Origin of the sequence: Halodesulfurarchaeum sp. HSR-GB, from assembly GCF_031432215.1 — an archaeon.
In the GTDB taxonomy this organism is placed as follows: Archaea; Halobacteriota; Halobacteria; order Halobacteriales; family Halobacteriaceae; genus Halodesulfurarchaeum.
Genome location: NZ_JAVKGN010000002.1, coordinates 1 through 21,499, shown reverse-complemented (window position 1 = coordinate 21,499; position 21,499 = coordinate 1). Strand labels below are relative to the sequence as shown.

General features: G+C 49.3%; 14 protein-coding genes. 1 reads left to right on the top strand and 13 read right to left on the bottom strand.

Features of this window, described 5'->3' with window-relative positions:
- Position 1 precedes the first annotated feature (1 nt).
- The 5 genes from RH831_RS10570 to RH831_RS10550 are packed head-to-tail and all read right to left on the bottom strand — an operon-like array spanning position 2 to position 10,275.
- Entirely contained in the window at positions 2 to 1,570 is a 1,569-nt protein-coding gene (locus RH831_RS10570; RefSeq protein ID WP_310554162.1) for a primase-associated protein, read from the bottom strand.
- Positions 1,567 to 2,469 (bottom strand): DNA primase, encoded by a 903-nt coding sequence (locus RH831_RS10565; protein WP_310554161.1) that lies wholly within the window; start codon positions 2,467 to 2,469, stop codon positions 1,567 to 1,569. Before RH831_RS10565 ends, RH831_RS10570 begins: the two co-directional genes overlap by 4 nt.
- The gene (locus RH831_RS10560) at positions 2,466 to 7,466 is read right to left on the bottom strand and encodes a hypothetical protein (protein ID WP_310554160.1); all 5,001 of its coding nucleotides are present in this window, start codon (positions 7,464 to 7,466) and stop codon (positions 2,466 to 2,468) included. The genes RH831_RS10565 and RH831_RS10560 overlap by 4 nt, the downstream gene beginning before the upstream one ends.
- Positions 7,467 to 7,468: 2 nt before the next feature.
- Positions 7,469 to 9,094 (bottom strand): type IV secretion system DNA-binding domain-containing protein, encoded by a 1,626-nt coding sequence (locus RH831_RS10555; RefSeq protein ID WP_310554159.1) that lies wholly within the window; start codon positions 9,092 to 9,094, stop codon positions 7,469 to 7,471.
- A complete protein-coding gene (locus RH831_RS10550; RefSeq protein WP_310554158.1) occupies positions 9,091 to 10,275 on the bottom strand; it encodes a hypothetical protein in 1,185 nt (394 codons plus the stop codon). Before RH831_RS10550 ends, RH831_RS10555 begins: the two co-directional genes overlap by 4 nt.
- A gap of 198 nt (positions 10,276 to 10,473) precedes the next feature.
- On the opposite strand from RH831_RS10550, the gene RH831_RS10545 reads away from it, so the two are divergent.
- On the top strand, positions 10,474 to 11,667 hold the full coding sequence (locus RH831_RS10545) for a J domain-containing protein (protein WP_310554157.1): 1,194 nt from the start codon (positions 10,474 to 10,476) through the stop codon (positions 11,665 to 11,667).
- 64 nt (positions 11,668 to 11,731) lie between these two features.
- Here RH831_RS10545 and RH831_RS10540 read toward each other — a convergent pair whose 3' ends face one another.
- The 8 genes from RH831_RS10540 to RH831_RS10505 form a co-directional block, all read right to left on the bottom strand.
- Positions 11,732 to 14,392: a hypothetical protein gene (locus RH831_RS10540; protein ID WP_310554156.1), complete on the bottom strand. Its 2,661-nt coding sequence runs from the start codon at positions 14,390 to 14,392 to the stop codon at positions 11,732 to 11,734.
- Positions 14,392 to 15,477, bottom strand: coding sequence for a hypothetical protein (locus tag RH831_RS10535; RefSeq protein ID WP_310554155.1), 1,086 nt, complete (start codon positions 15,475 to 15,477; stop codon positions 14,392 to 14,394). Before RH831_RS10535 ends, RH831_RS10540 begins: the two co-directional genes overlap by 1 nt.
- On the bottom strand, positions 15,467 to 17,173 hold the full coding sequence (locus RH831_RS10530; RefSeq protein ID WP_310554154.1) for a hypothetical protein: 1,707 nt from the start codon (positions 17,171 to 17,173) through the stop codon (positions 15,467 to 15,469). Before RH831_RS10530 ends, RH831_RS10535 begins: the two co-directional genes overlap by 11 nt.
- A gap of 2 nt (positions 17,174 to 17,175) precedes the next feature.
- Positions 17,176 to 18,021, bottom strand: a complete 846-nt coding sequence (locus RH831_RS10525) for a hypothetical protein (RefSeq protein ID WP_310554153.1) — start codon at positions 18,019 to 18,021, stop codon at positions 17,176 to 17,178.
- 70 nt (positions 18,022 to 18,091) lie between these two features.
- Positions 18,092 to 19,909, bottom strand: coding sequence for a hypothetical protein (locus tag RH831_RS10520; protein ID WP_310554152.1), 1,818 nt, complete (start codon positions 19,907 to 19,909; stop codon positions 18,092 to 18,094).
- Positions 19,909 to 20,334 (bottom strand): hypothetical protein, encoded by a 426-nt coding sequence (locus tag RH831_RS10515; RefSeq protein ID WP_310554151.1) that lies wholly within the window; start codon positions 20,332 to 20,334, stop codon positions 19,909 to 19,911. The genes RH831_RS10520 and RH831_RS10515 overlap by 1 nt, the downstream gene beginning before the upstream one ends.
- Positions 20,327 to 20,650 (bottom strand): hypothetical protein, encoded by a 324-nt coding sequence (locus tag RH831_RS10510; RefSeq protein ID WP_310554150.1) that lies wholly within the window; start codon positions 20,648 to 20,650, stop codon positions 20,327 to 20,329. The genes RH831_RS10515 and RH831_RS10510 overlap by 8 nt, the downstream gene beginning before the upstream one ends.
- A 155-nt stretch (positions 20,651 to 20,805) precedes the next feature.
- Positions 20,806 to 21,499, bottom strand: a 694-nt coding sequence (locus tag RH831_RS10505) for a hypothetical protein (RefSeq protein WP_310554149.1), incomplete at its 5' end; no start/stop codon positions are given.

Here is a 21,499-nt window from a genome sequence, read left to right as displayed (position 1 = left end):
CCTAGTCGTTGCCATCATCGAGTTGATCGTAGAGGTCTTGATGGAATGGAAGGGCCGAATACATTGTGTAGTAAGGACACTCATCTGCCCCAATGCAATAATTGGCTTCCCAATTCTCGTTGTTACAATTTAGCGGAAGCACTTCCGCATCTGCATCCATCAAACCAAGGTTGTTACTCCCGGTCAATTCATACTGGACTTGGTATTCAGTTTCAGCTGGATCATACCATGACCATCTCGAAAAGAGATCTTTGATATCCTCTAAAGTGTCTCCGAAATCATTGTCATAGTATTCCGGCAGCCAAGAGATGGTGCGGACCAATGAATACAGTTCCCAACGAGTAGGCCCTTTGTTTTTCAGGCGCTCATCAAGGTTGTTGAAACAGGGCAATTCGAAAAGATCCTCTAGTTCATTCACTGCCAATCTTCGCGTGTCTCGCCCGACTTGACCGATAATATATTCGTTCCTTGTACCCTCCTCATTTTCTTGGATGGTTACGTTCGAGGAGCCGCTATTTTTGGCGATGCTTGTGAGCTTCTTTCCAAGCTGTTTTGGGCTCGTGATCTGATTGACTATTGCCTGTTGCCAATCCTCGAGGGTATAATGATTTGTGAGTTTGTGGAGTTTGCTTGCTGAATGTGGGGCGTTTTCATCTAAGTTTGAGTCCTCTAATACAGTCGTAAGAACCCGAATCAATTGTTCGTCTTCAGTCCATCCTGTAACGACAGCCCCTTTCTTGTTTCTACTATAGAAGCCTTCTATCTCACTATCGATTTTTGGAGTGTTTTCAAGCAAGTGCTGCAATTCGCCACTTGTGATTTTGTCCTGGAGCCAGTTGACAAATACCTCGAAATCATCCGCAAGAGTGTGGTAGTGTTTCCATTTGAGATGACGGAATGGAACGTAGAGGTTGTTGTTCCTCACAAAGGAATGTAGTTCACCTTCGACCTGACCATTCCCTTGATTGAATTTGCCTTCCCACGAATTATCCGAGGCGTAAATCAGTGCTTTTGGTGAGGCTGAAATAAGTGGTATTTCAACAAATTTCCCGGCTTTATCCTCAAACGTTGCATCCGTTCGAGAAATGACGGTTCCCGGGTGTGTTTCCTTCTTTGGCGATGAACTGGCATACAGCCGATCTCCAATGACGTCGTAGATCCATTCTTCATCAATTTCGTATTCGTCTGCGTCAATTAACCCAGTAATACTTCTCGCATATTCGTTTGCAACATAATCTGAGAGCTTGATGTACTCGTTGGGAATCCCTGAAACTCGGTCGTGATTCTCCATCACAATAGTAGCAAAACCTGCTCTAATCATCAACTGAAGAGGGTCCCTCACAACGATGTCCCTGTATTCAGCCACCGACAATTTTGAAGTGTGATTGTAAAGAGCTTCGACGCCAAATTCATCGACTTTTTGAGCGAGTTTTTCTTTCGGATTGCGGGTTTTTCCGAAACGCCCTACAGCTTTACTCAGCACTTGTTCAAATGCCATTTCCGGCTGTTCAGCTGGGCTTGCAGCGATCTGAATGGCATCTGTTGTGTTTTCGACCAGGTTACTGCTCATTGTAGGAACCTCGGCTTTGATTGCGTTTTGAAGTCGAAATCCGGGCTCTCGATCGGGGTCACTACCCGACTCACCCCCGAGTGAAGGGTGAACGGAACCCGCAAGAGTCTGTTGTCTTGGATGGTGACTGCTTTATCGATTGGGTATCCATGATTTTCGATCAAGTCCGTTGCGATTACCCTTCGGCTCGGTTCGTCATAGTTGTGGTAGTCGTCGTTATCTAATAGGTAAACATGGGCTCCCTGACCAGAGTAAACGACGAGTGTGGATTCAGCTTCGTAATTAGTCTCAAAGATGTTCTTGATCTCGAAGGCCATCTGTATGGCCCGCCGAATGTCCTTGAATTCGTATGGGAATCCCTCGGGACTTGCTTCAACCACATTTGATTGTCTTAGCTTGGCCTGCTGTTCTGTCTCGTCGTCTTTTTGATCGTCCTCATCGAGAGGGAGACGATTGAGGGCGACATCTTTGGCGTCGATATCAACTGCTGTGATCCGATTCCGATCCCAATTATCGAGAGAAGCATACACCGATTTAGCGACTGGATCGGTCCCATCTTCCAGCACTGCGGGGTCGGTCAATTCATAACCTGAGTTCGTTGGATCGTTTTTTGCAGGGTTTTGTATGAAGTTGATTGGGTGGATCCCTTGATCGCCGACCCCCTCAAACGGGCTGATCAGTTGTTGCCTTCTCTCTCCGTTAGTTGTGGCTGTATGCCTCCGGATGAACGACCGTTTTGATGCTTCGTTTTTCTTGATCGGGTGGGGGGGTTCCAATTCGATCCCGTACTCTTTGGGGTGTCTATCCTGCACAAATGGCGGCATTGAGTCTTTGTAATCTGGGAATTCCTCCTGGTAGAAGGAATTCATCTCACCGGGTTTTGAGGGTCTCCAATTCATGTTGATTTGACCTCCTGCTTGAGATTGTGGAAAGTCATTACCTCATTCAGCCCGGGCAATGACCGCTCTTCCAAAGCCTCATTCATATTCGTGATAGAGCGTGTATCTTCCGTGCTCAATTGTTCTTCATCTAATTCCTCGAGGATCCTGTTCACGATTTTCTTCGCCTCCGAACTGGATTTGAATACCCAGAGACTTTTCGCCCCACTCCGAGCGGCCATTTTATGGTAATCTTGCATGGTGCCTTTGTGGTCATTATCGTCCATTTCAATTTCCGCAATTACATTTTTGGCATCATCATCAAGAGATTCGGCTGCAAATAAGTCAAAGACAGAATCGCCAATTCTGTAGTATTTCATTACAATATCGAAATCCATTTTTTCATCGTAGTATCGTTTGAGAGTTTCTACGATCACACGGTGAGGGGTATGTTCGGCCCAATCACCCTCACCTGGATTTGTGGGTTGGTCTACAGGGATTGCCTTCCACCCCTTCGGAAGTAGAGTGAAGTACTTGCTCTGTAGTTTTTCCCTTTGGATGAAATCTCGATCCTCAAGGTCGTCGAGGTCGGGACCTCCGGCCCGTTCGGGGAGGTCTTTCATCGAATCAAGGAGGTCATAATCATCCAGATTGCCTTTGACGGCACGGCCAATCATAATGAGGAATTTCGCTTGTGAGCCGGACAGATCATTCCCTTCCAGATTTATTGCTTGAATCGGGAATTCTTCTGCGGTGACTACTTCTGGATCCTCGAGTCCTAGCCGTTTGTCATCGAGTTCATCTTCAACTGTATCAAGTTCATACCCCTCTGGCAATTCACTCAGGTCCTCGATCGTTCGGTCATCATCTTGGTCGAGGTAGACCCCGATGAGTTCAACCCACCCCTCTGCACTGAATTCCAATCTCGAAATCATCGAAAGGGTGGTGTGTGGATCACCTTCTCCGAATTCGTTCATGAATTTGAGTATGTCTTCTTCGGCGACCGATTCGTCGTCGAATTTGAATGTGTCTCCGTATCGAGGGATGCCGAGCTGGGTTTTCGTTTTCTCTCTCTTGGGCTGGGATTGTGTTTCGGGTTCGCTTGAGTTGTCGTCTGTGAAGGAATCTGAACCGCCTGTTTTCGGTCCTTCGTTGGGGTCAGTTGTTTCGTGCTGATCAGCACCTCCATAATCCTCTTGGAGGTTATTGACTTCTTCTCGGTCTTCTTTGCCGAATGAGCCACCTTCCTCGGCATCTACGTCTGGACCTTGATTGGCCGGTTGATTAGCATTAGCTTGGGCTGGAATTGCTGCACCGCTCGCATTTTCCGATGGAGTTTCGTCTTTCGTATTTGACGTTCCGGCCCCTTTGGTAGGCACATCCTCTGTGAGTTGGTTGTCTATGGCCCCGCTATGCTCCCCGGTATCGTCAAAGTCTTTTCGTTCTGTGATATCTGCGTCAGGCGATTTTGGTTTGCCAGAAATCCTACTTTGGGCTTTGAGATCGCTTGTATATTTGTCTCCCTCGCGTGCTTTTGTTTGTCTCGATACACCTGGTGCACCTTCTTCTGGTTCAGCCTCGTCGAAATCAATGACTGGCCCTAGGGCGAGTTCTTTGTGAGTCTTCTCGAAGGATTTCCGCCGTTGATCTTTGAAGACATTATAGCCAGCTTTAGTCATTTCACGTTCGTGTTTCGGATGACCTAATGGGATCTCGAGGCCAGAAATCGAGAAGGGGGAGGGACGTTCCATCCCATATGTGGGGGCAGGCAAGTCTGCGATCCACCGGCCCTTTGGAAGGCTTTGTATTTTATTCCGGATGCTAGTTTCATTTCGAACACCGTGAGTGATCGACTCCGCCACTCGGTCTTCGACCATGATTTTCCCAAACATCTTCGCTTGAATATCATTCATAATCTCGCTATACAGGCCTTTATCACCCGTTTCGTGTTTGGCCTGTTCGGGGTACTGCATGATGAGACCGAGAGATAAATCGAATTCACGGGCTTCTGGGATGATGTCACTCCGGAATAGATCGGAAACGATGACGTCCTTAGCTTCCTCAATGATCAGGTTGACCTGTGGTGAATCTTCTTTCAGTTCTCCTTGGACCCGTCTTCGGTTGGCTTTCAATTGAGCCCAAAGTTGACTGGCGATAGTGACAGTCATCGCTCTCTGGGATTCGTTTCGGAGATCGCCGATATCAAAGAGAATCACTGCATCCTCGTCGAAGAATTCAGCAAAGTCTAAGACTGGTCGTTCGTCTCCCGTCTCTTCGTGTTCGTAGACGTATTTGTCGTTTTCTTCGTCCCAATGAGCCATCAATTGGAACATCTTGAAAATGTGGATGTTCTCTCGAATCTTGTCGAGGCGGTTGATCACCGCGCTCATCGTTTGCTGGAAGTCCCGATCAGATTGCTCAGTATGGCGTTCGAGAGCCATTTCGGGTTGGTCAGGGGTGGAAGTAGAAGGTATCTCTTCATTCTCAAGCATTGCTTTTGCTGCCGAGTAGAGTTCGTTGAATCCGAAATAATCAGGCCCTCGTTCACGTTCTTCGTAGAGTTTGGATTGGTCTAACAGATCATCCATATCAGAATCTTCGTCAATATATTCGCCATCGGGATCCTCTTCAGATTCGTCACCGGGACCTTCATCGAAAAGGTAGGCCCCTTTTTCGTCGTTATCAGGGTCTTCAGGAGAGTGGGAGGTTGCTTGCCCATCTGCATCTTGTTCGTTGTCTCCTTCCCCGCCCGACTCTGGACTTGCGTTATCGTCAGTTTGGTCCTTATTCCCGGCGGTTTTCCTGTCGAAAAGTGCCTTGATTAGATAGGTGATAATCATCCGACCGACATAGGCACGCTCGTAGTCTTCTCCCATGATCATCGCCATCACTTCATGGAAGTGATCGACCTTGTGCTGGATCGCGTCTTCGCGGTCCATTCGCCCAGCTATCAATGGGCGGATGTCGAAGAATGGGATCGCCGGGATGTTTTCTGGTGCTTTGAAGTAGTGGACGTCTTGGAGCGTGCCGAACTGAGCGAAATGAGCTCGAAGATAGGAGGGACACATATCTCCCCCCTTCGGGTCGATTAGGATCGTGGGCCCACCGATATTTCTGTGAAGTGAGAGAATATCGTTTATCGTCGCGACGGTTTTCCCTGCACCTGATGCAGCGAATCTGGCGTAGTGAGTGTTGAGAACATCTTCAGTCAATTCAACTGGCTTGTCTTGAGGTGAACCCTGTTGGTCAACCGGATGTCCGATTGCCATCCCGTTTTTGAACTGATTAAGCAATTTGGGTTTTGGAGGAGTCAAAGGCCGAGAGTCCATTTGAGTCGAGTGGGTCATTCGGTATGCTTCCCGAGACATTTTATCTCCGGAGGGGATGATGAACACACTCGACAATTCGATTGCATTCATCACGATCTCGGGCTGTTTTTTCTTCCCCTGTTTGAGGCGCTCGAGGAATGGGTCCTTATCAAATTCAGATAGCAATTCCCAATCGAGAATCCGGTCGTAAACGTCGAGAGGGGTTATTTGTCGATTGCTGATTTTCCCTTTCACGCTACTAACGATTCCACCGTCTGTAGCTTTTGCACCACTGTCATCGAGGACCAGTTCGCCTTCAATATTGTAGAAACGGCCTTCGAGTGGGTCGAGGAGGTTGCTTAGTTGTCTGAGCTCATGCTGTTGATCTTCTTCCGTCCGATTCGCGTAAAGTGGGCCAAGTATCGGTCGTGCTGAAATCGCTCGAATGTTTACGGAGAAGGTTTTCTCCGGCTCTTTCGCATCGATCCGGTCCAGCCGTTGTTTTTGTTGTTTGGATACCTCGCCAAAATCGCCCGTTTGCATATTGAGACTTGAATAATCAACAGAATCATCCTCTGAAGAGGAGTCTTCATCCGATGGCGAACTAGACGAGTTTTTCTCCCTTGCGACTGCAATATCGGAGAGAATTTTTTGTCCAAACGTGTCTTCGCCTTTGCGAATCGAATTCTTGCGCTTTTCAGCTGATTTTGACCAATCTTTTTTGGCCCGAAATATGATCTGAACCATCACAGGTTCAGCCATATCCGTCATTCTGTTGAAGAGCGAATTTAGAACGGTGACATCTTCTGACGTCTCTTTTTCTCCGGTAACATCTGACAGATGGGATTCCCCTGGTCCGAGGGTCGTCATCCAGTCGTTTTTGCGGTCTGGAATACCAAACCATCGCACCCCTTGGAAAGCCGTCGCATCTTTGCCTAGACGGGCGTAGACGGTTCCATCGCCAGTCAGTGTTGGTCGGTTTAGATTTGAACGAGTTCCATCTTGAGGTATATTCGAGGCGGGGTCCAATTGATAGATGGTTGATTCTACATCAACATCATCGGCGAGATTAGGGAGTTCAGTTTCGGCTTCGGATTCGAAGGCTTGGACTCCCGCTGCCCCTTCCTCTGGTGAGGGGGTGTAATTTCCTTCGACGGGTTGGGTTTCGTCATCTGATGCAGGTTTGGAAGAAGGGTCATTTGTTTCAAGAGGTCCGTTTGAGCCGTCGCTTTCCGCTCCATCTCCTTCTTCGTCTTTTTCTTTGTCGACTACAGAATTGGCTGCGAAATCTTCGGCATCAATCAAGAGATTACCATGAGTAAGATGGTGCTGGAATTCCTGCAAATCGAGTTCAACTGGCCGGTGAATCAATTTTTGTGGGTCGATTTTCACCCATTCTACTGACCAGGATGAAGGGTATATTTCCCGAAGACGGTCATCAAGTGTTTCCATATCGTCTTCGGCACCGAAATAGAGCTCAACTGGTTCGTCTTCTCCTTCGCTGTATGCATGAAGTGCGATATTTAGTGGCTCTTCTTTTCCGAACCGCTTTGCTAAGACACCGCCTTCGATGTCTTTTTTGAAATTTCGCAAGCTCTTGATCTGCTGGGCGATTTGTGAATCTGTGACGTTTTCCTCTGTTGGGACGATTTTGATGTATTCGTCGACGTACTTTCCATCTCCGTGGATTTGTTTTGTCTTCGTTGACATGGTCAGTTGAACATCGAAAGTTCTGAGATGGCCGCGAAGGCGCTCATTTCATCGGTTGGAGTGCCGTATTTCTTGATATTTTCTTCTAGTACTTTATCCCTCGCCTCTCGGGATCGAAGCGGTGGGTATGGTGGCATAGTATAGACCCGGATTGGATCGGTGCGTTGGCCTTTGTCAGGTCGGTCGATACGGAGCCACACATGGTATTTGGATTCGTTTATGAGGGTTTGTGAGTCCACATCCAGCTGAGTGGCAACTTGTTCGACCTCTTGGGTGCCGCCTTGACTGAATGTTAGAATTGACTCTGAGTTGCTGTAGAGTTGAGTGGTTGTCTCGGGGTCTATTCCTGCTAAATTTTGAGTGGCAAAGAGAAAGCCGACATTGTACCCTCGTGCCTCTCGCAACATTTCTGAGACGGTTACGCTGTCCCGAACGACGTTTTGGCCTTCGTCGATCGAGACGAAAAACGGATTCCGTTCCTCTTCACGCATTTCACTCCGCGATCGAAGGACTGCCCATAGCCGTCGAAGAAATGCAGTACCGAGCAATTTCCGTTCTTTCGTACTGCCTGTTAACCGGAAGATGATGACCTTGCCATTGTCGACGGCATCTGATATCGTCAAGTCGGAAGTGCGTTGGTTGATCAGCCGGCGAAGAGGTTTCTTTCGAAGGAGTGACCCCAAGGCATTGTGGAAATGCTCGAGCTGTTCGTCTGGGACAGTAGTTAGGTGATTGAGTGCATCGATGATTTCGGTATTTGTCTCCATGATACTCTGAATGAAACGGTCGGAAATGTCCTCAAGATTGATTTCTTTGTCAGCCGAGTTGGTCTCACTCGGCCACGAAACGTCCTGGTCCTGATTTTCCGAAGACCCGGTTGCGCTGAAATCGATCTCATCCAGGAATGTGTAGAGGTCGGCCAAAGTCAGGTCTGTATCGACACGAATCATCGTATCCACGACCTCGACGAGAATGTTTTCGAATCTGTCTTCGACCACGGCATCGACGTCAAGTAGGAGCAAGAGATTGGTCACAATCGAACGGACCAAAGTATCGTAGGCAGGATCGGAAGGAGAGAGGCCAGTATCGAGGTAATTGAAACCAGAAGCATAGCCTTTGAACCCGCCGATATCGAGGTAGATTACGTCATCCAATCGTCCCTGAGGGATCCGTTGAAACAGGTGGGGCGTGTTGTCCCCTTTGCCGTCGATAATCGCCATCCCGGTTTGGCTTAAGATGAGCTGAAGATGGGTATTGTTTAGAAGAGTCGTTTTTCCATATCCTGTCGACCCGAGAATGAGCGTGTGTTGAAAGAAACGTTCGCGAGGGATCCCAACGTCTCGCTTAGAATTGGTGTCGATCCCTAACCAAATGGGTTGTTCGCGATTGATCTGCGAAAATTCAATCCGTTTCCGTAATTCGGGGCTTGCGTATTGGCCGTCAATGCCATCGACAGTCCTAGCGTCGGAGATTAGATTTCGCCCGTATTTGGTTTCAATACTCTCGCTCTGTAGGGCATATCGCTCTGTGTACTCGCCCAGTCTGCTTTTGATCAGTTCTTTCTCTTCTTTGTGAGGGTCGGGTTCTGACTCTGTACTTTCGCTTGCTGAATCATTAAACGAGTTCATGGGTTCACTCCGGTCAGTTCGAGTAGGTCTTGTTTCATTGCGCTCTCAAACTCGGTATCGTCTACGACATCCCAGAAGCCCGGGAGATCCTCTGGGACACCATAACCCTGGTCCATCGTAGCCCAGTCAATGGCTGTAATGTTTCCATCAGTTGGCAGGTGTAGAATAGACGCCAGTTCGTCAGTCGTCGCCATCATTTTCCGCTCACCCATACGATCGGTGAGACTCAATCCCATATCTCGTGCGATCATGTTATGAATGAGTTTGCCTAACCTGGATTCCTTTTGAATTTCCGCCGAAATCGACTGTTGGGAATAGGGGTTATCGAGGGCTGTGAGTGCGTTTTCGACACGCCGGAAATAATTCGAGGTGGCTGTTGGATCAGGTGTCGCAGCCACAAGCCGAATTTTAATATAGAATCCGGGTTGGCCGAATTGGTCTTTGAGAACCCGCGCAATCCGGATATCGTCAGCTGACGGGTCAATATTCCCCGATTTGTCTCCGAACAGGCGGGAGGCTCCTCCTTTGTACTTCTTGTTCTTGTACGTCTCAGCTACGCTCTCCATGTCAATCCCGAAAGGCGGACGTTTAGCCCAAACATCCGATGCTGGTTTCAACATTAATTGAAAGACAAACCGGGCTTCAGAGCCGTCAATAATTCCGTGAGTGGCCTCAAGGGCATCAACTGCAATTGCGTTTCCGATCGTGTCCAAGGGATCAGTTTTGAGTTCCTGGACTCGAGCTATCGGAAGGAAGAATTTCTCTTCAAAAGAGGTGGTTGCCCCCCGGAGATAGTAATTTTCCGGGATCGAAGGCCAAACCCGATTTGAAGGCCGCGTGGCTGTGCGTGAGTATAATGTTTCAATTGAACGCTGGAAGCGATCTGTCGAGGATTGGCCCCCGGGAGCAAAAATTATCTCGAGTTCTCCGTCTTCATACCAGAGCTCGAACGATGATTCGTCACTCGCATTAGAAAACGGCCATTTGCCAGATTTGTACCCGTGGAGATGTTTTGCAAGATCGGGGCCTCTTTTCACTCCGGGGTTAGTGCGTCGAGGGCGGAGTTTTACCAACCGATCCGGCAAATCCTCCCGCTGAGGTTTATTGAGATCGCCCCACGTTTCATCAGGCGGGTCTTCACCAAATAGTGATTGTACTGACTGCTGAACTCTGCTCCACATACCGATTAATGAAAGCCAAGCCTACTAAAATCATTGCCCATTGGATAGATAATTCAGCTTGGATTTCGGGTCGCGTCGAAGCTGGCGTCGAGGTGGCCTTCACCGCCAGATCAAAAGAGGGGTCATTCATTTGGACCGAGTGTATCGAGAAGCGGTACGAGACTTTTTATCCGAAAACGGCCTAGTATTAGGTGACTGATGAGGCACGATGTCGAGGCATTGTATGAGGTCCTCGGTGTTTCGGAAGGAGCCACCGAGGAGGAGATAAAATCTGCGTACCGCGATAAAGCGGCAGCTACGCATCCCGACCAGAACGACTCCGAGTATGTCGAAGATGTGTTCAAGCGGATTCAGAATGCCAAAGAAGTCGCTCTGAATATCGAAGTCGAGGGGATGAGTGAGGAGGCCGCGTTGATTGATATCTATGGCTATGCGAGGCATTTTGAGGGCGAGAGCGGGGACGGGATGCATCAGACAGGGTATGCGGACCCGGAGGAAGAAGAAACCCGTCAGCGGAGCAATGCAGCCGCTCGTGAGCCCTACAGTAGCAACCACTCCACAGAGGAAGAGACGGAATCCTCAGAAGCCGATTCTGATGAGAGTTCTGACGGCATCCTGAGTAGCATGGCCGTCTCAATCGGGATGGTTATCGGGGCTGTTTCAGTCGTTGGTTACCTGCTCGAGGTGGCTTACAACGTTTCACAGCTTATCTCCATCACGATTGCCGGGATTGTGGCCTTGGTCGCGACGGCATTGCTGATCGACAATGTCCGGTCGAAGCGCCCGGCCCCGGAGCTGTTCGAGGACCTGGATTTCATGGTCTACCAGTTGACCGGAGTGGGGATCTTGGCCTCGCACTTGATTCCCGCCTATCTGGTCTACAATATGTATGTCAATTATGGACCGGCTTCCACGGGTACCGCCCTCGCGATCGGGTTTGGCCTTGGAGTCGCGGCTGTTGCCCTTCACTTCATGTCTCCCGGCTGGGGATCGTTGATTGGTGTATTCGTCATCGCGTGGGGCTTTCAGGTCTACATGGGTCCGGAATTGGGTGACTCGATGATCGGGACTGTCGTACTGGTTTACCTCATCTTGGGCTTCGGAGTGATCGACATAGGAGCTGGCCTCAACCACTATCTGAAAAACCCCATCGCCTTCGAAACCATCCGGGATTTAGAAGATGGATCGGTGGCATGGATCGCCTTCCCTCTTCTCGTATTTGGAGGTGTGTCCACGGCAGTAGTGTTCGTTGATGCCTTGGCTATCGTTTGGGCCTTCTGGGGCCTGACACCCACCTTCGTAGTGGCAACATGGATTCGATCCCGGGCGAATGGGTGGAAAGCCGGCCTATCATCAGAGAGCCGCAAGAACGAGACGACGGCGGCGTCCTGACCGTTTACCCCCACCCCTCTGCACCTTGCCGGAAAACAAATAAACAGTGGTTGGGCGAAGACCGTTAGACGTTTTCTTCGATTTGGGGGATGTTCTCTTCGAATATCTCTTCTATCTCGTTGGCTGTTGTGGGTCCGGCTGTTTCTCCTGCGACCCATTTGAGTCGTTCAATCCCCTGTTCTCTGAGGGCAGTTTGTATATCGACCCCTTCTGCTACCCGATCGAGGGTGATGCTGATATCCTCATCCGAGAGGAATTTGACGATTGGCTTTTGCCAATCTTCAAGGGCTGAGTCAAGTGCGGCCTCATGCGATGTTTCTCCGGTTCGCATCCGGGCTCGTAGTTCTCTGACGATTGCAGATTGGCTGATTTGATCCGAGACACCAGGTAGATCGGCTCGGGTGTCTTCATCGCCATCGAAGTCGATGATTGCCATTTGTGTTTCGTTGGGGCTGATCATTACAGGAATCCATTTAATTTCCCCACCCTCCATTGGCATTTGGACGAGTGCTTCGGAGTAGTCTTCGTTCGTCCCACCTGTGTTCATGTCGACGATGAAGTCGATATGAGCATCTTTGAGACCAAGGATATCCTGATATTCCTTGGCTGTACTCCGGGGGATGTTGTGGATGATTTTGAACGTGCTGTTCTTCACGATCCCCTCGGCACCGTCGTAGGAGAAGAAGTCTTGAATCTCCTGAGTAATGAACCGAATAGACATGTTGTGGTGGCGTGATTGGCGGACCCGCTGAGTGAGGAATTCGAGGGAGTCGCTATCTCGGAAGAGGAACCGGGCCTCGTCGATCACGAAAATGACGTTCTTTGGCGTCGTTTTGGCGTGTTCGTAGATCCGGCTGAACAAGATTTGGCCCATAACACCGGCACCACCTCCGGATCCGGTGTCTTGCTGTTCCATACTGAGGTAGACCATATCCTCGTCGGAAATCTTGACATCAGTTTCTCCAACGAGATTCTCATATTTGCCGTGTTTCAGAGGTCGGAAGACGTTTTTGAGAGTCGAAAGGTGTCGCTCGATGGTTTCGGTTTCTGCTCCCATGGCGACTCCATCCATCCAGTCCTCAACGTCCACGGCAATCTCATCGATCTTTTCGAAGACGTCCTCGAAGGTCGGCGATTTTTTGCCGTGTGTTCGGACGTCTCTTGTAATTCCTGCATCTTCGTAGACCTCGAGGATGATTCGCTCGAATATTGGGAGTTCTCTATTCAATGTGATGTTGTTTTCCGCTGCAAGGTTTTGAGCGAAGGATTTTACCTCGCTAATTTTCATCCCGAGGGGGTCTCTGTCATCGGACCATTCGGCACTCTTGATGACTTCCTCTGGCGGTTTTTCGATCTCGAGGGGGTTAATTGTCTGTGTACCACTGACGGTGATAGGATTGATGTCAAACGCTTCTGCGAGTCCTGTGAACCCTCCGAGTGGGTCAAGGACGATGAGCTTCGTGTCGTCGAAGAGGACTTCGGCGCTTGCTCCGAGGAATTTTTGGTAGAGAGACTTTCCGGTCCCTGACTCCCCGATAACCGTCATATTGTAGTTTTTCGGGGAGTTGAACGGGTTTTTGATGATAGGCGTCCCGTTTAGTGCGTGTGTTCCCCAGAATTGACCATCGCTTTCTACGACAGTTGATTCGGTTGATGAACTGAGGAGGGTCGCAACGCCCCGTGCTGTGGTCACGAACCAGAAGTTGTGCCACGTTTCCATGTTTGAAAATGGATCGTCGGCAATCGGAGACGTTGCCACGCTTCCCCGATTCTGTTCACCCTCAAGGGTAACAAGCTCGATGTTTGCGTCTCGACGGAATTGTCGGCGGATATTCTCGACGATGTTCTCGAGTTCTTCTTTTGATTTCGCTCTGGCTGAGACGTAAATTGCCACTTTGAATGGGCGGGAATTGTCGAAATCCTCTTCGAGCGCAGCTGTTTTCTGTGCTTCTTCGATGAAATCACCCGCCATGAATTGATCTTGGCCTTCCTGGCTGAAGATACTCGCTGAGTCCTGGAGCCCTTCGGTTCGCTCTTGGGCTTCTTTTTTGGCCTTCTCAGGATCAATTGGCTTGACCCTGACATTCATGTCGAATTGATTGGTGGGATCTGAGAAGAATTTCAGTAGGCCTCCCACGGTTATCTCGTCGTCCATTTTTCCAGGATCGGCAACCATAACCCGCCGATGATACTGGCCGGTTTGGGTGCTTCTCCAACTGTCATTGATCCCACTCGAGGCAATTTGTTGCTGGTGGAGTTCTTCAACTGTGGGAACGTTGGTATCTAAGGGATCTTCTTGATCCTCATCGCTTTCAATTGTACCGGGTTTTGTGCTTGTCTGATCGTTCCCTTCGGAATCTGAGTCGGATCCGGTTGTTGAACTGCCTCCTATGAATTTGACTGCTAGTTTGGCAATTGGGCCTGGGAGCCGTTGAATGAGAGAATCTTCGGGTATTGATGTGTCTGGGCCGTCAGAATCACCATCGTCCGAATCTGAACCACTGCTTGATTTTACATTGGATCGCCAATCTCTGATGATTGAGAAGAGAAGAGCTATTCCGATGAGTAGAGCACCGTACATCAGAATAACACTGAGAGGGACGGCACATTCAGGTGTCGAACAGGCGCCATCAACGGAAGGGAGGGGCTTCACGACGTAATTCCATAGCTCCCTTGGTATGTAGAAAATCGGTTCTTGAAGTTCTGAGGCGATTGCTGGCATCATTATGCTTCACCTTGAGGTTCTTCGGGTTTGACGATCGGTGATTGTCTGGGTGTGGTTAGATCGGTTGAGTAACCGTTCCAGTACTCGAATTGGAGTTTGATGTAATCCTCTATTGGGACGGTTTCCATCCGTGCGCCAGAAAGGTTCTCCGCCAGTCGTGATATCTTGTTGACTCGGCGCTGGATGACAGAGAGCATTTGATCATATTTCTCTTCCTCAGTCAATTCTTCTTGTGATTCAACGAATCCCTTAAATAGTGTCCCAATAACGGGCGTTTCAGCTGCCCGTTGGAGAGTAGATTTATCGCCCACGTAGTCATCTGAGGCCTCCTTGATTGTGACATCGATAAGGAAGTAGTATTCTGGCACTTCGGAGCTGCGTCGGATGGTTTCGGCCTCCTCTGTGGCCATTGATCGGAGAAGTTCTTGTTCGATCACTGTTCGGTCGTTGGAGGTGTCATATCGTTTGGCTTGTAGGTTTACGATGTATTCTTCTGTTTCAACTGATTTGGTTGTGACCCACCAATCCCAGTCGAAATTCCCATCGGTGATGGCCCATTGCTCGATAGTGTTGATCAGATCGATTAGTTCCTGCGGTTCGACGAAATCTTGGTTCGCAGGGTAATATTTCATCATAACCTGGAATTCGCCAGTTGTGCGTTCAATCAGGCCATATTTGGGAATGAATCGTTTGATATTCGTGCGTTCTCGAGTAGTTTCGGGCGTCTGAAATTGTGCGATAAGGGAATCATTTGCTTCGATAGCCGCTTCGGCTTGATTCTTTACCTTATTGTGGTGCTTGGTGTAGTAGCTTACCGTTTTGAAGAACTCAATAACATTCCCATATGGCGGTGCTGCGTTGACTAATGCCATTCCGATCCCGCCTGTGAGAAGCCCTAATCCGAGGACAAAATACCATTGAAGGTTTAGAATCACTCCAATGATCCCTCCTATTGAGAGAGCTCCCAACCCGAAGAAGGTATCTACCTCGCTCCATCCCAACATAGGAATGACGGATGGTTCTTTGAGTGAGTCGATTACGAGCCGTCCTTCTGGCCGTTCGCCTTGGATTTCGTTAGTCGCCATTGGTCAACCCCAGATCGTTTTCTCCTTCTCTGACCGAGTTATACTTCGAATTGTTGAAGCTGATTTTTTCAGATCGTGATTCTAGTTCATCCATGACTTTTGTCATCGTGTTTTGGGTATCATTTTCCCAATTGACCATAGTTGATTTCGCCCCTCCAGTCGAGATTTGGGCTAGCATTTCGTCCTCATCTGGGGCGAATTTTGTTTTGCCACCTTCAGGCAACTCCTCCATGATTTCGGTGACCTTACCGAGGGCTTCTTGCCCAGTGTCAGAATCAATTCCGTGCTCATTGATAGTATCGAGAGAGTCTTGGAACTTCGAACGGTTCTGCAAGCTCCATTTGGCGTCTGGAGCCGTGTTGAGGGCTCGTTCTGTGGCGCTTGAAGCGACTCCTTTCCCTTTCGCTGCTGCTGTTGTAGCGGCCTCTCCATAGGGTATTGTTTGTTTGAGACTTCCTTTAGCCTCACTTGAGATGGACATCTGTTCTCGAGAGGGCATATTGAAATCTGGCAGACTCACTTGTTGGCCTGCAATCTGGGACCGGCCTCCACTTGTGAAACCTGGATTTTTGTTTTTAATTGCCCCCGGTGCTTTTCCGGCTGCTTCTTTGACGGTTGCGGCCCCCGACCGAAGGGTATGTCCGGGTCGGGTAACTCCGATTGAACCGGGCCGGGGACCACTACTTGTTGCTGCGGGACCTGCTCCCAATGCGCCTGTAGCAAAGCCCCCTCCTGAACCCCCTTTAGAGGCCATTGCAGGCGGTGATCTCGACCCAAGTCGGGCCCCCATCATTGCTCCTTGAGCTCCTCCGCCGCTTGCCATTGATACCACACCCCAGATGAGGGCTGTTGGGACAACTATCGGTATCAATGGTATAGATAGTGCGACCAGCAAGGCTAGGAGCCCTTCAGCAATTTGGCCTGAGAATATCGCACTTCCTGCACCATCGATAAATGTGGTTGTTATTGAGAGAAGGCCTGCCATCAGCGGTTTGCTTACTCCAAGAATCACCCAGAGCGTGAATGCAACCTTTGAGACTTTTTTCAAGACGGGGATTTCTCCATAGTAGAAGAGCATGAAATAGGGGGCAAACATCGGGAAGAACATGAGGTACATCGAATGGAACACGAGGAATGCTAGGGCCGCCACTACGGCAAAAGTTGAGACTGCACCTGCAATAGCTGCTATCGGCGCACCCCCCATTGCAGAGAAACCAACCCCAGCAACGAAGGCAGTTCCAACTATCGAAGAAATGGTGTCTATTGTCTCACCTGAGGCGAAAAGGTGTGTGAGGATATTGAACCCATGTAACCCCACCATGAGGAAGGGGTACCCCAGAAGCACAGCGAAGAGAAGTTTGAACCAGTTCGATTTACTTTTGAGGCCTGTATTGTCACCTACGAGGCCTATCATTGAGAACAATGAGTGGGCCATGAAAGCGACCATTCCTAAGAAAAGAACGGCAACGATCGCTTCGTAATACGAACTATAGACTTCTGGGAAAAGATTGTTTGTTGGTTCGTTGAATATCGCCGGAGTAACCGTTCCGTCGATCTCCCGCTTGGGGACGGGAGTGTTCAAAATCATCTCGATGATCGGCTCAACAAGGGGTTTGAATCCCTCAGATAATTTGGTTGCGAACCAATTAATTGCAGCTTGAATCGCATTTCCAACGGCTTCGCCTATGCTGACCATTGTTATTCGGTTGTTGTTAGTTTGCTGGCTTCACATGCACTATCTGTTATTTCGAGGGGGTCTTCACTGTCATACTCGCTTGTAGTGGTTGTTGTCTCAAAGGAGAGTGTGCGGTTGAGGTTATCTGCATTCGCAAAGACGAGGGTGACGTCAAAGGTGTGCGTTTCTCCGCAGTACCATTTTCTACCGTCATCAAGTGTGAGAAATACTGGTTCGGTGACGATCAGAGTTTTTTCGCCCACGGGTAGTGAGATCGGAGAATAGGTAACCTCCTTCTCGTCTGGGTTTAACAGACCCGACTTTTTCACTTCGTTGTCCGTTGCAGGATGGGGCGTGTCTGGACTTCTGAATCCGGTGATTTTGTCTGCGGCTGTGCCTTGGTTCTCGATCTCGAAGTAGATGTAGTCTTCAAGGTCGGTAATGTATGGGTGATCCCTGATTTTCTCAGGGTTATTCATTCCGAGTCCCATGTTGACGATCTCGTGATCCGGCTGAATCGTGATAGTGTCGTCGAGAACTTCGTCTTCGTTAGAGAGGCCCTTCACCGTGTATTCTCCGGGATCGTAGTCGTATCCCATGTCGAACGTGACAGTAGTCGAATTGGGAATGGGTTCTGGGCCTTTCACTCGCTCGCCATCATGATTCAATTGAACGGCATCGATGTCTTCGTTGGAAAGTTCGATTTCGATGGACATCCCTTGAGCTGAGAAATTTTTGATGGCGCTGTTTTGATCGGGTGATTCGGTTTGGTTTTCGTCTGGCGTGGAACTAGAACACCCTGCGATCGAGGCGATACCCACTGCTGCGATGCTACCGAGAACTGACCTACGGGTGATTTGCTGGCTCATGGTCTGCTGATGGATGGAACTAGCTGAATTACTCTCCGATTCTCGACAAGGAAACAAAAAACCTTCCCCCTCATAGTAAATGCCTCCATGGCGGCCAAATATCGACCATTGGAATGTGATCAACAAGATATGTGGTGAGGAGGATAATTGGAATTCCTTGTAGTCCTAATTTAAATAGATATCCTGCCGAGTTGTAGTAGAGGTCTGTATTTGCCGGTGTCACGCTGGCTGAGGAGCTCGCGTACACGGTTGGGTTGTCCGTTTCATACCAAGGCGTGGCGTCGTACTCTGCTGTGATGAGTGAATCTTGACCAACGATGAGTTCTGCATATCCACTCGAATTCGTCTTCTTGCTTTGCCCCTGAACTGTGATATTCCCTTTCCGATTTTGAAGCAAAATTGGCGAGCCCGTTTCGTTTTCTGTGAGGTGGGCTTGCACTAAAACGTGGGAAGCGTTTTGCTCGAGGATTCTGAGGTCCAGATTGGTTTCCCGTATGCGGGTAGTCGGTCCTTCGACGCTGATTGCTTCATCCCCGTTCACGACTGTTTTAGTCTGTATATCGGGGGCTGACCCAGGATCGAGGATTGCGAATTTATGGGAATAGGTGTATGATTCATTCGTAACGGGCAGATTAATCGCATCCGAAAATTCAGGCGGGTTGGAGATATTTGTCTCTGAAAGTGATTTGATTTCAGGTTCACCGATCGATGTTTGCCCACCGATATCGTTGTGTTGATGGGGGAATCCATGCGTTTGGAGAGGGGTCGCCCCCAGATCGATTTCGCTTGTCCCCGAGTCGGTTTCGGATACTATTGATACCCACTCTGCACTACCCCGAGAGAAATACCGCCATCGGGAGGTTACAGAAACGTTATCGCCCGTATTGACCTGCCCCCAAGGTCGTCCCTCGATGGTGATTGCGTAGTCCCGCTGTCCAGTTGGGTGAATGATTTTCTGGACCATTTGTTGCGACTGGCGGGTATTGACCGGATCTAGGGTTTGCGAAACGACGACTGATTCATCAAGCGTCTCGGTGATTTCGTCCCAATACGTCGCCTCTTCTTCTGTACATTCGAGATAAGTTCCGTTCTCCGTCGTCACCTGCTCACACACTTGCTCGATTTTGGTCTTCTCGAGCTGTGTGGTTTTCAGGAATTCAACGTCGATCTCGGAAACGACTGTGAGGCTCGTGTCTTTCTTCCCCTTCCCGCGAATCGTGTAATTGAATTCCGGTGTATGGGTATCTCCGTTTTCCGTGCCAAGCGTGTTGCCACGATATCCATCGTCCGGGATTTGGGTGCCTTCTATCAGGTAGGTTTTTTCGATGCTTGCATCGAGCAACTCCCATTCGACTAATTTTCCGTCTCCTGGATCGACGTCATCGAGCGGGTGGTCGATACGGTAATCGACGAGGGCTCTTACAGTCCCAGATCGTCCGACATAGTACTTAGATTGCTCATTGGTGCGGTGTAACTCTGTAGATGGTGTAATACTGTAGAGGGAGACATGGGCGTCGTCAATGAACCTGCTACCATCCTTCGTTGTGGCACCTTCTGGGTGGATCGAAGTGTCGGTATCAGTTGAAAACTCTGGCTGTAGATCATCGAAATCGTTCGAATTCCAAGTTTCTACTTGGTCTGGTGGCTGTTTGAAGTAGATATCTGTCCCGTTTGCGAGCGCCGCAATCGCAGTTCGGTTTGAGCCTGTAAGGTCGTAGTAATCGGCAGTAGACGTGTAGTTGTCTGGGTCTTCTGAGAAATAGATATCCGTCTCGTTCGTCGGAATCCCGTTCTTGGTATCGCTATCTGCGGCTGCGATCGGGTGAGCACTCGCTAGGAGGAGTCCACCAACCAGCACTATGAGGAGTGTGGTGGTGGATGGTCGCATTATCCTGTCCAGATCGCGAGATCAACACAGACTGGAAGGCCAATACCTGCGACAGAGAGCATTGCGATGATTATTGCAGGAATGACCAGAAGCTTTCCGAGGCTGAGGATTGCATTACCTTGCCACGCCTTCACTTGTTCGCCCATGAATGTGCCGACGTATGGGATTGCACTGATCAGGTTTGCACCAGCGAAGCCGATAATCCCGAGGACGATCCCTCCGTAGACGATGAAGTTGATCAGGAAGTTAAAGATCTCTCCAATGAAAGGCGTTGTACAGAGAGCGTATCCGGGGTCATCTTCGTCGTAGTCTTGGGCCATTGCGGTGCCGGTCGTTGCGGTGAGTAATCCTCCGAAGAGGATGAAGGTGATCAGTGCGATACGAGTCGGTCTGCCGAAGCCGATCGAGATTGTCTTGTCACTCATTGGAGAGTGTTTGAGGTTTGTTGAGGAGGTCAGTTAGCGAGCTACTCATCTTGATAGCGTCTTTTGGGGAAATGCCGTGTTCGTGGATTTTCTCGAGCGCGTTGGTGATTTCTTGTTTGTTGTATCCGGATGGTTCTTCAAACTGTTCGGAGATTGCATCCCGAAGGAGAGCTGAACCGTTTACGTCGCTCTTGAGGGGGACATAGGCCATCTGCCACGGTTCGACGGTTGATGTAGTCCGAACCATGGGGAGCCCATCCTTCTGACCGAGAGTGGTGCTCTCTCCGTTTTGGTCTTCGTTTCCTGTCTTGCTCACGCCTATAGCACCTGGTGTCTGTTCCGGAGTGTTACTCTAGGGGCCTCGCTTGGAACGATGACCCGGGTGAGTATTACGTAACACCCTGTACCCTATATGTAAATTGGACCTTGACTTAAAACTCAGGGACTTGGGACGAATAAGAAGAGTAGTTATCAGCTACCGTAATCAAGTGATTTGTTCTGGTACTCGAGGCCTTTTGTGGTGATTGTCGCCGAAACGACTGAATCGTCTGCTGTTCGAACGATGATTTCGTTCTCTCTCGTCCCAAGCCAATTTGGTGGAATCGTTGTATCGAATTGGGACATCAATTCGCCATCATCAAGGGCTGAATCTGGAAGTTTCATCGTGTTAGATGAGCCGTCTGGTTTGATTATTGTGACCTCGGGATCTGTGCTTTGCTTTGTATTTCCGTCATAGACGAGTGTTGCTTCGGCTTTCGTTTCAATGCCTTCTACTGGCTCTGTATGGATCGAAATTGATTGTTCTCCGGTCGTTAGTGAGGAGATATTGACCTGGGCGGGCAAGTCATCTGATGGTAGGGGTAGAGTACCTGATCCTGAGAAATCGTCAGGCCAAACGTGCGATTTATCCCCTACTTCGACCGTGGTAGAAGTGAGTGCTGCTTGAGCTGTGTAGTTGGCAGTCCAGTTCATTGTTCCGTCCGAAGTGGAGATGTTGAATTGGGTAGGCTCTGTCGACAGGAGAGATGAGGGGACGTCGACAGTTTGTTTCTTGTCGAAGACCCCTGAATGTATGAAGACGGTTGTACCCTCTACTGATAATGAGGGATCTTGTGTCGCTGATGTCTCATTGGCATTCACGGTATAATCGGTTGCACCAATTTGA